Genomic DNA, 13,080 nt, shown 5'->3' with positions numbered 1-13,080 from the left:
ACGTGGCGCGACGCCCGTCCACTCACGACCCGGGTGTCAGGGGAGCAGCAGTAGCTTGCCCGCGGTGCGCCGGCCCTGGAGGTCCTCGTGCGCCGCGCGCACGTCCGACAGCGCGTACCGGCCGCCGACCCGGACCGTCAGCGTGCCCTTGGCCAACCCGTCGAGCAGCTCACCGACCCGCCATTCCAGCTCCTGACGCGTCCGCGTGTAGTCCCCGCTCGTCGGCCGGGTGAGGAACAGCGACCCACCTCGGTTGAGCCGCTGCGGGTCGATCGGCGGAACGGGTCCGCTCGCCGCGCCGAACAGGGCCAGCAGCCCCCGCGGACGCAGACACGTCAGACTTCCCTCGTACGTCGAGGCGCCGACGCCGTCGTAGACCACGTCCACGCCCTCACCGTCGGTGAGTTCGCGCACGGCTTCCACGAAGTCCTGCTCGGTGTAGCGGATCACCTCGTCGGCGCCCGTTTCACGGGCGAGCGCCTCCTTCTCCGGCGTGGACACGGTCCCGATCACCCGCGCGCCACGCGCCTTCGCCAGTTGGATGAGCAGCAGCCCGACGCCTCCGGCCGCCGCGTGCACCAGCACGGTCTCGCCCTCGCGCACCGCGTGCGTCGACGACGTGAGGTAGTGCGCGGTGATGCCCTGCAGCATGACCGCGGCGGCCGTCTCGTCGCTGACCGCCTCGGGAACCCGCACGGCGACGTCCGCGGGCACCACGGCCCGCTCGGCGTAGGCACCCGGCGAACCCTGCCAGGCCACCCGGTCACCCACGGAGAACTCGGTCACGCCGGGGCCCACCGCGGTGACCCGGCCCGCGCCCTCCAGCCCGGGCGTGTAGGGCAGCGGTACCGGGTAGATCCCGCTGCGCTGATAGGTGTCGATGTAGTTCACCCCGGCGGCGGCCACCTCGACCAGCAGCTCTCCCTGGCCCGGCTCGGACTCCTCGACGTCGACGACGTCGAGCACCTCGGGGCCTCCCGTCCGCTCCATGCGGATCGCTCGCACCATGCGTGTCCTCCCTCAGTCGGTGAGCTTCCTCGACTCCACTCAACACGATGCCGTCGAGCGGGTCCGGAGGGCGGTGCGGCCGGACTACCCTGAAGCGTGCGTCGTGTCTCATCCGCTCCGATCGGGAATCCCGCGCGGCGCCGTGACGCTGACTTCCACCGTGGTACTGCCTGTCCTTCTCGGCTTCGTGGCGGCGTTCCTCTTCGCCGCCTCGGCGGCTCTGCAACGCCGTGCGGTGTTGCGGGCGGCCGATTCCGACGCCGAGCACCGGGCGAGCACCCACCGGATCCCCGTGCTGTGGTTGTTCCGGAGGCTGCTGCGGCAGCGGGTGTGGCTCGCGGGGTGGACGACGAACCTCTTGGGGTTCGCGTCGCAGGCGGCGGCCCTGTACTTCGGTTCGGTCGCCCTGGTGCAGCCGTTGCTGGTCACCCAGCTACTGTTCGCGCTGCCCATGGCGTCCGCGGCGATGCGGCAGTGGCCTCCGTTCCGGGACTGGCTGGCCGCGCTCGCCATCAGTGGTGGCGTGGCGTTGTTCCTCTCGGTGGAGGGTGCCGCGCCGCTGGAGGGCGAGGCCGACCGCAGTCGCCTCGTCGTCGCGATCATCGTGGCCGTGCTCACGATCGCGACTCTGTTGCAGATTGCCCAGCGTCGGGGGCCGATGGTGTACAGCGCGTTGGTCGCCGCCTCGGCCGGGATCTGCTACGCGATGAGCGCCGCGATGATGAAACTGACGGCCGACAGCCTCGTCGACGACGGCGTGCTCGCCACCGCCTTGGACTGGCCGGGCTACCTGCTGGCCCTCACCACGTTCTCGGGCCTCGTCCTGGGGCACCAGGCCTACGGCTCGGGCTCGTTGTCGATCGCGGTGGCCGTGATGTCGACCGTGAACCCGGTGGTGAGCTTCACGATCGGACTGCTGGTGTTCGACGCGGTGCCCTCCACCGAAGCCGGCCCGCTCGCCGCCGTCGCGCTGTCGGGCGTCCTGCTGGTCGCCGGTGCCTTCGGCCTGTCGCACTCACCGGCGGTGCGGACGGAGACGCGCAGCACGGCAACACATGGCGTTTACCCCCTTCGAGGTAACGTTTAGGACACGACGCCGTGGTGAGTCATCCTGATGGAGGACGCGCTCGCCCGGCGTGGAGCCGCTCCCCCCGGCCCTTGGACCCGACCCGAAAGACTTCCCCATCGTGCACACACCCGTATCCGTGCCGTCCCTCGAACGGCACCTGTGCATCGAGATCCCCCATCTGCGGGCCACGATCACCCGCGCCGTCGTCCTGGCACTCGAGACCGCGGTCGTGCCCACGCTGCTGTTCATGCTCCTGCTGAACGTGGCGGGCCTCGTCCCCGGCCTGGTGGCCGTCCTCGGTTGGAGTGCCTTCGTCGTGGGCCTGCGCCGGGCCATGCGAAGGCAGGTGCCTCACACGCTCGTGCTGGCCACGGGCATGCTCGTCGCGAGAGCCCTCGTCGCGCTGATCACGTCGAGTGCCGTGGTGTACGTCCTCCAACCGGTCGTCGGCTCGGTGCTCATGTGTCTGCTGTTCGTCGGCAGCGCCGTGCTCGGCAAACCCATCACCGAACGCCTGGCACGGGACTTCGTCCACCTGCCAGCCGAGTTGTTCGCTCATCGGCGGGTGAAGAAGGTGTTCGTCAACGTCGCGCTCATGTGGGGTGGCTCGCGCCTGCTCGACGCGGCCATGACGCTGGGCTTCCTGCAGTGGGGCGTCGACGCGGGCCTGTTCTCGCGCGGCGTGCTGAGCGGCCTGTTGACGGCGCTCACCATCGCGGTGTGCGCGGCCCACGGATGGCGCAGACTCCGCTCGGTCCCGGGTGTCACGTTGCGCCTGGGACGTAAACCGGAGCCCGCCGCCGAGCCCGTCCCCGTCTGACGGACGCCGCGTCACTCTCCTGTTCGCGCGTCGACGCACCGGCCCTGACCACGTGGTATACGGAATGTGTGCTCACGGCAGGGTCGGTGTCGAGCACCACCCGGCAAGCGACCGGTCGGCGATCACGCCGGCGCCCGAGGTGGTGGCTCGAACTCCTGCTCGGACTCGCGCTCTTCGGTGTCTACTCGGCGCTGGGCTCGCTGCCGTTGCCCGAGCACGAACGACGCGCCCTCGGCCACGGTGAGAGCCTCCTCGACATCGAAGGCGCCCTCCACCTCGACGTCGAGCGGGTCGTCAACCACTGGCTGGCCGACCAGGGCTGGCTCATGGTCGCGGCGAACTACGAGTACGCGTTCAGCTACCTCGCCGTCACGCTCGTGACGCTGGTGTGGCTGTATCGGCGCAGGCCCGCGCACTATTCGTGGGCGCGGGACGCGTTCGTGGTGCTCAATCTGGTCGCGATTCTGTGTTTCTGGCTCTATCCCGTCGCGCCGCCACGATTGCTGCCGGACGCGGGTTTCGTGGACACGGTCCGGGTCGGCGGCACCTGGGGGTCGTGGGGTTCGCCCATGGTGGAGGGCGCCAATCAGCTCGCGGCGATGCCGTCGCTGCACATCGGCTGGGCCTTCTGGGCGTCGGTGGCTCTCACGCGAGCCTCTGCGCCGCAGTGGGCCCAACTCGCCAGCGCGGTGCACGTGGCCGTGACGTTCGCGGTCGTCGTCGCCACGGGCAACCACTACTGGCTCGATGCCGTCGGTGGCGTGGCCGTGGTGTGGTTCGGGGCGTGGGTGGCGACGCGCCGGCCGTCCGACAGGACCGAGGGCGCTTGGGTACGGCATCACCGAGCGCCGTCGCCAGGTGGCGCCGCGGTGACGTGGACCGCTTCCGGCGGCCGAGGACTGTGGCCTACTCGTCAGTATCTCTACACTGGCGGCGTGACTGAGACCGCAGCCGACGCCGCTCCCGCCCCCGTGAAGTCCGCGCAGCTGGCCGCCGCCCGCGCGTTCGTCGCCCAGCACGGCAAGCCCGTGAAGGCCGTCGTCGAACGCATCGGGCGCATCGGCGCGAGGGTCGTCCTCGTGGGCGACGATGGTGCTCTCGGGGACGTCGTGGTGCCGAGCGTCGAGACGGGTGAGGCTCTGATCGAGGCCGTCGACGGTGTCGAGGCCGCCGAGTGGGACTCCGACACGGTGGGTGCCACCGTGATCGGTGCCGAACACCGCAGGCGGATGGCGGGGCCGCACGCTCGTCGATGACCGTCGGCGTTCTGTTCGCCGGGTGTCGGCGACTGCCCGAGGGCACCGGTGACGAGCACGCGGTCGTCCAGGCCCTCGTCGACGCCGGGACACCGACGCGCTGGGCCGTGTGGGACGACCCGGACGTCGACTTCGCCGCCGCCGAGCTGGTGGTCCTGCGAGCCACGTGGGACTACTCGCCACGGCGGGAGGAGTTCCTCGCCTGGTGCGAGACCGTGCCGAGGCTGAGCAACACCGCGTCCGTCGTGCGGTGGAACACCGACAAGCGCTACCTGCTCGACCTGGCCGCCGCCGGACTGCCGATCGTGCCCACCACCGTGGTGGACGTCGGTGACAGCCCGCAGTGGCCCGACGGCGAGTTCGTCGTCAAGCCGGCAGTCGGAGCCGGGGCGGCGGGAGCACGTCGGTTCGCGCCGGGGGAGCAGGACCTCGCTGCTGATCATCTCGCGGCCTTGCACGCCGACGGCCGCGCGGCACTCGTGCAGCCGTACCAGGACCACGTCGACGCTCACGGGGAGACCGCGCTCGTCTTCGTCGGGGGACGGTACTCGCACAGCTTCGCCAAGGCCGCCCTGCTGCCCAGGACCGGCGACCGCGCTCCCGGCGACGAGAAGCTCACCGCGGCGACGCCGCGACCCGCCGACCGGGAGCTGGCCGAGAACGCCTTGGACGTCGGCGCCGGGCTGTTGGGCGTGTCGCGTGCCGACCTGCTGTACGCGCGGGTGGACGTGGTGACCGGCGCCGACGGCCGTCCCGTGCTGCTCGAACTGGAGCTGACGGAGCCGTACCTGGGTTTCGCCCACGCCGACTCCGCCGCTCCGGCCCGATTCGCCTCGGCGATCCGGGGGCAGCTGCGCTGACCGCCCGGCTCGTTACGCGATCCGCTTGGCGGCGAGCCGTTCCGGCTTCGGCCACCGGACGTTGGTCGCCCAACCCAGCTTCTCGAACAGCCAGATCAGCCGCGCGGAGATGTCGACCTGCCCGCGCAGCACGCCGTGTCGGGCGCAGGTCGGGTCGGCGTGGTGGCTGTTGTGCCACGACTCGCCCATCGACAGGATCGCCAACGGCCAGAAGTTGGCGGCCTTGTCACGGCTGGCGAACGGCCGCTCGCCCACCATGTGGCAGATCGAGTTCACCGACCACGTCACGTGGTGGGAGAAGGCGATGCGCACGAGGCCCGCCCAGAAGAACGCCGTCACCGCACCCCACCACGACCACGTGATGAGGCCGCCGAGCAGCGCGGGCAGAGCCAGACTCGCGACGATCCACAACCAGAAGTACTTGTTGACGACCTTGAGGTCCTTGTCCGAGAGCAGGTCCGGTGCGAACCGCTCGTAGTTCGTCACCTCACGCTTGAACATCCAGCCCATGTGCGCGTGCCAGAAACCCCGCAGCAGAGCCATGGGGGAGGTGCCGAACAGCCAGGGGGAGTGCGGGTCACCTTCCTTGTCGGCGAAGGCGTGGTGTCGGCGGTGACTCGCCACCCAGAAGATGACCGAACCCTGCACCGCCATGCTGCCGGCGATCGCGAGGGCGATCCGCAGTGGTCGGTTGGTCTTGAAGGCGCCGTGGGTGAAGTAGCGGTGGTAGCCGACCGTCACCCCGAGCGTGCCGATCGTGTAGAAGATCGCGGCCAGGATGAGATCCAGCCAGGTGACTCCCCACCCCCAGGCGAAGGGAATCGCGACGACGAGGGCCACGAACGGAATCAGGAGGAACGCCTTGAGCACGATCATCTGTGCCGTGGTGCGTTCCGCCCCGACGAGGGGCTTCGGTCCGGGCCGACGTTCGTCGTGCGCTTGTACGGTGCTGCTGCTCATCGTGTGCTCGTGACCTCGCATCGCAAAAGAAGGGAGAACGGGCAAAAAGGGATCCCGAACTCAGTGCAGCACAGCGTAGCGGCGATCGCATGCGGGCCGACGACGGCGCTGAGGCGCCCCGGAACGACGCCTCGGACCAGCGAAAATCAGCTCACGCCGACGGCGCTTGCCTTGGGTGCGGGAACCGCGCTCACGACGGGACCACGGTCCCTGGTCGCACACCACAGAGCGGCGGTCGCCGCGATCACCAGCATCGAGCCGAGGACGTGCAGCGAGACGAGCGGCTCGGGGATGCCGAGTCGGTACTGGACGATGCCCAGCACGCCCTGGCCGACCGCGACGGCCCATACCGCGGCGTAGCGCGTCCACAGTGTCCGGTCGGCGTGGGCGCGCCGGAACTGGATACCCAGCACGACGAGCAGGGCGAGGAAGCTGTAGAGGAACGCCGCGTGGATCGTCGCCAACGTCGCGATGGGAGCGTCGAAGCGTTCCACGTCGGGGTCGCCACCGTGCGGGCCCGCGCCGGTGACCATCGTCCCCACGACGATGAGCCCGGCCAACGCCATCACCAGTGCTCCGAGCACGGGACGGCTGGCCTGGGGGATCAGTGGCCGAGGCGGTTCGTCACCCTCGTTGAACGCTCGTAGGAGAACGACCGCCATCCACACCAGGATGGTGGAGGGCAGGAAGTGCAGTGCGACGACCCACCAGAGCAGATCGGCGAGCACCGTGATCCCGCCGATCACGGCCTGTGCGACGACACCGGCGGGCATGACCCACGCGAGGCGGAGCAGTCGCTTGCGGTTCGGGTGGTCGAGGTAGACCCGCCAGGCCGCGAGGACGCACAGGGCCGCGACGATCACGACCGCGATGGTGAGCAGGCGGTTGCCGTACTCGATCCACTGGTTGAGCGTCGCGTACTCGGGGTGTTCGACCGGGACCATGCTGCCGGGGAAGCACTGCGGCCAGGTGGGGCAGCCGAGCCCGGAGCCCGTGACGCGCACGATGGAGCCCGTGACGCCGATGCCTGCCTGGGCGACGATGGCGGCGACGGCGAGAGCTCGCTGGAGCCGGTGCGACGGATACGGCAGGCGGCCGACGAGCGAAGACAACTGCACGGCCCCCAGAGTATTACTACCGCGCGTAGCGCGGCCTCGAGGGTGGCGGTGGTGTGCCTGACGTGGGTCGTGTGACGACGAACGGGTCCGGTGGCTCACCGCGCGTGTACGGGACATGCGGACACGGGTGCGCGACGCGACGACACGGGTGCGCGACGCGAGGACACGGGTGCGCAGCGTGCGGACACGCGTGCGGGAGTCGAGGACACGCCGGGGTCAGGTGAGTTTCGTGGTGCGGGAGGCCAGGGCGGTGGCCGCGATCGCCCAGCCGACGAGGACCGCTACGGGCTGCCAGACGAGCACACCGTCGGTGAACGCCGAGCGCAATCCCTCGGCCAGAGCGCCCGAGGGCAGGTAGGTCACCACGGTGCCGAGTGGTCCGGGGAGCGTGTCGGGACCGATCACGATGCCGCCCGCGAGCAGCAGCACGAACCACACGATGTTGGCCAGTGCCAGCACCGCCTCGGCGCGCAGCGCGCCGCCGAGCAGCACGCCGAGCGCACCGAACGCGACCGTGCCGGTCACGACCAGCAGCAGCGCACCGGCGAGACCGGAGCCGGTGGGCGACCAGCCGAGCGCGAACGCGGTGCCGCCCAGCACGAGAAGCTGCACGGCCACGACGACCAGCGCCGCGACCAGTTTCCCCGCCACGAGCAACCACCGAGGCAGGACGGTCGCGGCGAGCCGCTTCAGCACCCCGTAGCGGCGATCGAACCCGAGCGCGATGGCCTGGCCGGTGAACGCCGACGACATCACGGCGAGCGCGAGGATGCGGGGAGCGACCCAGTCGACTCGGTGGGTCACGTCGTCGGGCACCGGGACGACGTCCAGCACGCTCATGCCGACCAGCAGCGCCAGCGGGATGAGCAGCGTGAGCAGGATCTGCTCACCGTGGCGGAGGGTGAGGCCGATCTCGGTGCGGGCGTGTGTGAACAGCATCGTGACGATGCGCCCGCGTCCCGGAGCGGGGGTGAAGGTGCCGGGCTCGAAGCGCGGTCGGCCCGTGGCGCTCGTGGTGCTCAAGCCCGTAGCTCCCGTCCGGTGAGTTCGAGGAAGACCTCTTCGAGATCCCGCTTGCCGACGTGCAGCTCCTCGGCGAGCACGCCCTGTTGAGCGCACCACGACGTCACGGTCGACACCACCTGCGGGTCGACCGGACCGCAGATGCGGTAGGAACCCGGGGTCGACTCCGCGACGACGTAGCCCTCGGGCAGTGCCTCGGCGAGCAGCTCGGTGTCGAGGCCGGGGCGGGCCTTGAACCGGAGCTGGGCGTCGTCGGCGTGTTCGGCCGTGAGGGTGGTGGGCGAGCCCGACGCGATGACCCGGCCGCCGTCGACGATCACCACGGTGTCGGCCAGCGTCTCGGCCTCCTCCATGAAGTGGGTGGTGAGCAGCACGCTCACGCCGTCGTCGCGGAGGGCGCGGAGCAGGTCCCACACGAGGCGCCGCGCCTGCGGGTCCATGCCCGCGGTCGGTTCGTCGAGGAAGACGAGTTCGGGTCGGCCGACCAACGCGCACGCGAGCGACAGCCGTTGTTGCTGACCTCCGGAGAGCCGCTTGAACGGGGTGCGCCGCACCGGCCCGAGGCCGAGCACGTCGAGCAGCCAGTCGGTGTCCAGCGGGTTCGCCGCGCACGAGGCCACCAGCCGCACCATCTCCGCGGCGCGCACGCCAGGGTAGGCACCGCCGCCCTGCGGCATGACGCCGATGCGCGGGCGCAGCGCGGCACCGTCGCGGACGGGATCGAGGCCCAGGACTCGCACGGTGCCCTCGTCGGGGCGTTGGAAGCCCTCGCAGATCTCGACCGTGGTGGTCTTGCCTGCCCCGTTGGGGCCGAGCAGGGCGAGCACGCTGGCCCGGGGCATCGTCAGGTCAAGGCCGGAGACGGCAGTGACGGGACCGAACCGCTTCACCAGTCCGGTGATGTCGACGGCCGTTTCGTTCACGACTGACAAGGGTAGAGCCGGTCGGTCACGAGTCGGCCGTCGGGCGACCGCCGGTGTGAGGAGCGTCCGATTGCGGGGACCGTCCGGGACGGCTGAGCAACATCGGCGAGAGCCGCCACGCGACGAGCACCATGAGGCCGACGACGATCACCGCCGCCGCGAATGCCTGGTGCAGCAGGAACGACCGGTTGTCGAAGGGGCTGCCCGTCGGCGGGATGAGCAGGGCGAGAGCCGCGCTCACCGCGGTGGCGGCGTTGCGGAAGCGCGACGTGCCCGCCGCGGCCGCGAGAGGGACGACGGCCCACAGCAGCCACCACGGCTGCATCGACACGTGCAGCATCATGAAGGCGCCCAGCGAGACGCCGAGGCCGATGATCGGCCGGTAACGCCAGTGGAAGCTGTCCCACAGGAACTTCAACGTCACCGCGCCGGCCACGCCGTAGCCGAGCAGGCCGAGGATCGAGATCACCGAGCCGGTGTGGTTGCCGAGGCCCAGCACGATGCCGAGCACACCGCCGAGCTGGCCGAGTTCGGCCACCGGCGACAGCCAGCTCCACACCTTCGACGGAGTCTCCAACGCGCCGACCCAGCCCAGGCCGAGGCCCGTTCCGAAGCTGACGGCCAGCGTGACGGCCACGAAGACGACGAGCATGAGCGCCGCTGCGGCGGCCAGGTCGGTGAACCGTCCCCGGGCGCGTCGCGCGATCATGACGCCGAAGAACCCGAGTGCCACGATCGCGTGGATCTTCACCATCGCCGCGAGTGAGATCACCACGGCGCCCAGCACGATGAACGTGAACTCGCCCTTGACCCACGGGGGCGGTGGCTCGCCCTTGACCCGGACGGCGAGTCGCCGCATGCCCAGTTCCAGGCCCGCCAGCATGAGCCCGATGCCGAGCGCCTCGTTGTGCGCGCCCGCCACCAGGTGGAACAGCACGAGCGGGTTCGCGGCTCCCAACCACAGCGCCGTGCCGGGCGCGACGCCGTAGCGGCGCGCGAGCCGGGGCAGCGCCCACACGATGAGTCCGAAGCCGACGAGCGCGACGAGACGTTGCAGCAGCACGCCGACGGCGACGTTCGTGCCCGCGATTCCGGTGAGCCAGCTTCCGATCTCCAGGAACGCCGGTCCGTACGGCGCGGGGGTGTCGCGCCACATGTTCGACACACCCGCGGTGAACGGGTCGCCGACGCCGAGCGCTTCGGCCGGGCCGAGCGCGTACGGATCGAAGCCGCGGCGCACGATCTCGCTCTGCGCGAGGTAGCTGTAGACGTCGCGGGAGAACAGCGGCGGGATGACCAGCAGCGGCAACGTCCAGGTGACGAGCGTGCGCAGCACTTGGCCCTGGCTCGCGATCCGGTTCCGCCCCGGTCGGGCGAACCGTCCCAGCCACAGCCAGGCGATGACCATCATCCCCATGCCCGTGAAGGCGATCGCGACCGACACGGTCGGGATGCGCGTGAACAGCCGCAGGACGGGAATCTCCAGAACCGGGTTGAGTACCGGTGCCGCGCCCGAGCCGAGAGAACCGAACGCCAGCAGCAGCGCCCCGATGATGCCGAAGCGCCGGGTCACTTCCAGGGCTCGGGTCTCGTCGGCGTCGAGCGGGTCCGTCCGTCCCGGAGTCACCGGTGATCGCGTCATCAGCCCGCCCTTGCCCGAATTCACGGGGTGAGGGTATCGACTCCCTTCCGCGCGTGAGTCCGGTCACTCGCCTCAGGGGCCGCTTTGCCCCGTCTCTCGAAATACGACACACTTATGTTGTGAAAAAGCAGGGTGCGCTCGACCGACAGCGAGGCGGCATGCCGTCGTCCGCTGCGTCAGAGCACTCTGCGCAGGGTGCGGAAGGCCGCACCCGCAACGAGGTCGCGAGGCTCCTGCTGGAACAGGGGCCGTTGTCGGCGGCCGCCGTCGCCGAGCAGTTGGGCATCAGCGCCACTGCGGTGCGCCGACACCTCGACGCGTTGGTGGCCGACAACGAGGCGCGGACGCGCCAGGCGCCTCGCCGCGGCCGTCGTGGCCGAGGCAGGCCCGCCAAGCTCTTCCTGCTCACCGAGCAGGGTAGAGCCCGCTTCGGCCACGCCTACGACGACCTCGCCGTCTCGGCGATCCGGTTCCTGGCCGAGCACGCCGGGGAACAGGCTGTCAAGGCTTTCGCCGAACGTCGGGTGGCGGCCCTCGTGGGCCCGTACCGCGAGGCGGTGACCCGTCACGCCGACGCCGAGTCGAGGGCCGAGGCCCTTGCCGGTGCCCTCAGCAGGGAGGGCTACGCTGCGTCGACCCGCAAGGTGGCGACACCGGGTTCGACCGCGGCGACACACGGTGCGCAACTGTGCCAGCACCACTGCCCGGTCGCGCACGTCGCAGCTGAGTTCCCGCAGCTGTGCGAGGCGGAGACCGAGGCGTTCGCCGAGCTGCTCGGCACACACGTGCAGCGGCTGGCGACGATCGCGCGCGGCGACGCCGCGTGCACCACGCACGTACCCGCCGATCCGGTGGGTAGCGAAGGGAGACGTCGACATCCGCCCCCCTCGGCCGACAGTGCCGAGGAGCACCAGGACATCGACAGTGCAACTCCGAACGGAGGGACTACCGCATGACTGCCGCTGCCGAGCAGCGCAATCCCACCACCGAGCCGCTCAGCCAGGAAGAGACCATCGAGGCTCTCGGCAAGTACCAGTTCGGTTGGGCCGACCCGGACACGGCGGGCGCGAGCGCTCGCCGCGGGCTGAACGAGGAGGTCGTCGCCGACATCTCCGCGAAGAAGTCCGAGCCGGAGTGGATGCGCGAGACGCGCCTCAAGGCGCTCAAGTTGTTCGAGCGCAAGCCGATGCCGAACTGGGGCGCGGACCTGTCGGGGATCGACTTCGACAACATCAAGTACTTCGTCCGCTCCACCGAGAAGCAGGCCACGAGCTGGGACGACCTGCCCGCCGACATCAAGAACACCTACGACAAGCTCGGCATCCCGGAGGCGGAGAAGCAGCGCCTCATCGCCGGTGTGGCCGCGCAGTACGAGTCGGAGGTCGTCTACCACCAGATCCGTGAGGACCTGGAGAAGCAGGGCGTCATCTTCCTCGACACCGACACCGGTCTCAAGGAGCACCCCGAGCTGTTCAAGGAGTACTTCGGCTCCGTCATCCCCGCGGGTGACAACAAGTTCTCCGCGCTGAACACGGCCGTCTGGTCCGGTGGCTCGTTCATCTACGTCCCGCCGGGTGTGCACGTCGACATCCCGCTGCAGGCCTACTTCCGGATCAACACCGAGAACATGGGCCAGTTCGAGCGGACGCTGATCATCGTCGACGAGGGCGCGTACGTGCACTACGTCGAGGGCTGCACGGCGCCGATCTACCAGTCGGACTCGCTGCACTCGGCCGTCGTCGAGATCATCGTGAAGAAGGGTGGCCGCTGCCGCTACACGACGATCCAGAACTGGTCGAACAACGTCTACAACCTGGTCACCAAGCGCGCCAAGGCCGAAGAGGGCGCCACCATGGAGTGGATCGACGGCAACATCGGCTCCAAGGTGACGATGAAGTACCCGTCGGTGTTCCTCATGGGCGAGCACGCCAAGGGTGAGGTGCTGTCCGTGGCGTTCGCGGGCGAGGGCCAGCACCAGGACGCGGGCGCCAAGATGGAGCACCTCGCTCCGAACACGTCCTCGACCATCGTGTCGAAGTCGGTGGCTCGCGGCGGTGGCCGGACCTCGTACCGAGGGCTGGTCAAGGTCGCCAAGCGTGCGCATGGCTCCAAGTCGAGTGTGGTGTGCGACGCGCTGCTGGTGGACACGATCTCGCGGTCGGACACCTACCCGTACGTCGACATCCGCAACGACGACGTGTCGATGGGCCACGAGGCCACCGTCTCGAAGGTCAGCGAGGACCAGCTGTTCTACCTGATGTCGCGCGGCCTCACCGAGGAAGAGGCGATGGCCATGGTGGTTCGCGGGTTCGTCGAGCCGATCGCGCGCGAGCTGCCCATGGAGTACGCGCTCGAGCTGAACCGCCTGATCGAACTGCAGATGGAAGGAGCCGTCGGCTGA

12 protein-coding genes are annotated in these 13,080 nt (G+C 70.0%); 6 read left to right on the top strand and 6 right to left on the bottom strand.

Annotated features, from left to right (window positions below; all coding sequences use genetic code 11):
* Positions 1-36 precede the first annotated feature (36 nt).
* Entirely contained in the window at positions 37-1,008 is a 972-nt protein-coding gene (locus JAV51_RS08310) for a quinone oxidoreductase (protein ID WP_197320070.1), read from the bottom strand.
* A gap of 160 nt (positions 1,009-1,168) precedes the next feature.
* Between JAV51_RS08310 and JAV51_RS08305 the strand changes: the two genes are divergently transcribed.
* The 4 genes from JAV51_RS08305 (at position 1,169) to JAV51_RS08290 (ending at position 5,013) form a co-directional block, all read left to right on the top strand.
* Positions 1,169-2,095: a DMT family transporter gene (locus tag JAV51_RS08305; protein ID WP_307845775.1), complete on the top strand. Its 927-nt coding sequence runs from the start codon at positions 1,169-1,171 to the stop codon at positions 2,093-2,095.
* A 100-nt stretch (positions 2,096-2,195) separates the two neighbouring features.
* Positions 2,196-2,897 carry a hypothetical protein gene (locus JAV51_RS08300; protein ID WP_197320069.1) on the top strand — a complete coding sequence of 234 codons (702 nt, stop codon included), beginning with the start codon at positions 2,196-2,198 and terminating at the stop codon, positions 2,895-2,897.
* Between the two features lie 86 nt (positions 2,898-2,983).
* Positions 2,984-4,153 (top strand): phosphatase PAP2 family protein, encoded by a 1,170-nt coding sequence (locus JAV51_RS08295; RefSeq protein ID WP_197320068.1) that lies wholly within the window; start codon positions 2,984-2,986, stop codon positions 4,151-4,153.
* Entirely contained in the window at positions 4,150-5,013 is an 864-nt protein-coding gene (locus JAV51_RS08290; RefSeq protein WP_197320067.1) for a hypothetical protein, read from the top strand. Before JAV51_RS08295 ends, JAV51_RS08290 begins: the two co-directional genes overlap by 4 nt.
* A 12-nt stretch (positions 5,014-5,025) precedes the next feature.
* Here the strand turns inward: JAV51_RS08290 and JAV51_RS08285 are convergent, their stop codons facing one another.
* The 5 genes from JAV51_RS08285 to mptB form a co-directional block, all read right to left on the bottom strand.
* Positions 5,026-5,973, bottom strand: a complete 948-nt coding sequence (locus tag JAV51_RS08285) for an acyl-CoA desaturase (RefSeq protein WP_197320066.1) — start codon at positions 5,971-5,973, stop codon at positions 5,026-5,028.
* A 146-nt stretch (positions 5,974-6,119) separates the two neighbouring features.
* Positions 6,120-7,091 (bottom strand): heme A synthase, encoded by a 972-nt coding sequence (locus JAV51_RS08280; RefSeq protein ID WP_197320065.1) that lies wholly within the window; start codon positions 7,089-7,091, stop codon positions 6,120-6,122.
* Positions 7,092-7,307: 216 nt separating this feature from the next.
* Positions 7,308-8,114, bottom strand: coding sequence for an ABC transporter permease (locus tag JAV51_RS08275; protein WP_197320064.1), 807 nt, complete (start codon positions 8,112-8,114; stop codon positions 7,308-7,310).
* Positions 8,111-9,037 carry an ABC transporter ATP-binding protein gene (locus JAV51_RS08270; protein WP_197320063.1) on the bottom strand — a complete coding sequence of 309 codons (927 nt, stop codon included), beginning with the start codon at positions 9,035-9,037 and terminating at the stop codon, positions 8,111-8,113. The genes JAV51_RS08275 and JAV51_RS08270 overlap by 4 nt, the downstream gene beginning before the upstream one ends.
* A 25-nt stretch (positions 9,038-9,062) precedes the next feature.
* Positions 9,063-10,679 carry a polyprenol phosphomannose-dependent alpha 1,6 mannosyltransferase MptB gene (gene mptB, locus JAV51_RS08265; protein ID WP_197320130.1) on the bottom strand — a complete coding sequence of 539 codons (1,617 nt, stop codon included), beginning with the start codon at positions 10,677-10,679 and terminating at the stop codon, positions 9,063-9,065.
* A 119-nt stretch (positions 10,680-10,798) separates the two neighbouring features.
* Here mptB and JAV51_RS08260 point away from each other — a divergent pair, with 119 nt between their 5' ends.
* Together JAV51_RS08260 and sufB are read left to right on the top strand one after the other, a co-directional pair.
* Complete coding sequence (locus JAV51_RS08260) at positions 10,799-11,635, top strand: metalloregulator ArsR/SmtB family transcription factor (RefSeq protein WP_197320062.1); 837 nt, start codon at positions 10,799-10,801, stop codon at positions 11,633-11,635.
* Complete coding sequence (gene sufB / locus JAV51_RS08255; protein ID WP_197320061.1) at positions 11,632-13,080, top strand: Fe-S cluster assembly protein SufB; 1,449 nt, start codon at positions 11,632-11,634, stop codon at positions 13,078-13,080. The genes JAV51_RS08260 and sufB overlap by 4 nt, the downstream gene beginning before the upstream one ends.

The sequence above is a fragment of the Saccharomonospora sp. NB11 genome (assembly GCF_015910535.1).
Classification (GTDB): domain Bacteria; phylum Actinomycetota; class Actinomycetes; order Mycobacteriales; family Pseudonocardiaceae; genus Saccharomonospora.
This window is presented reverse-complemented; position numbering and strand designations above follow the sequence as displayed.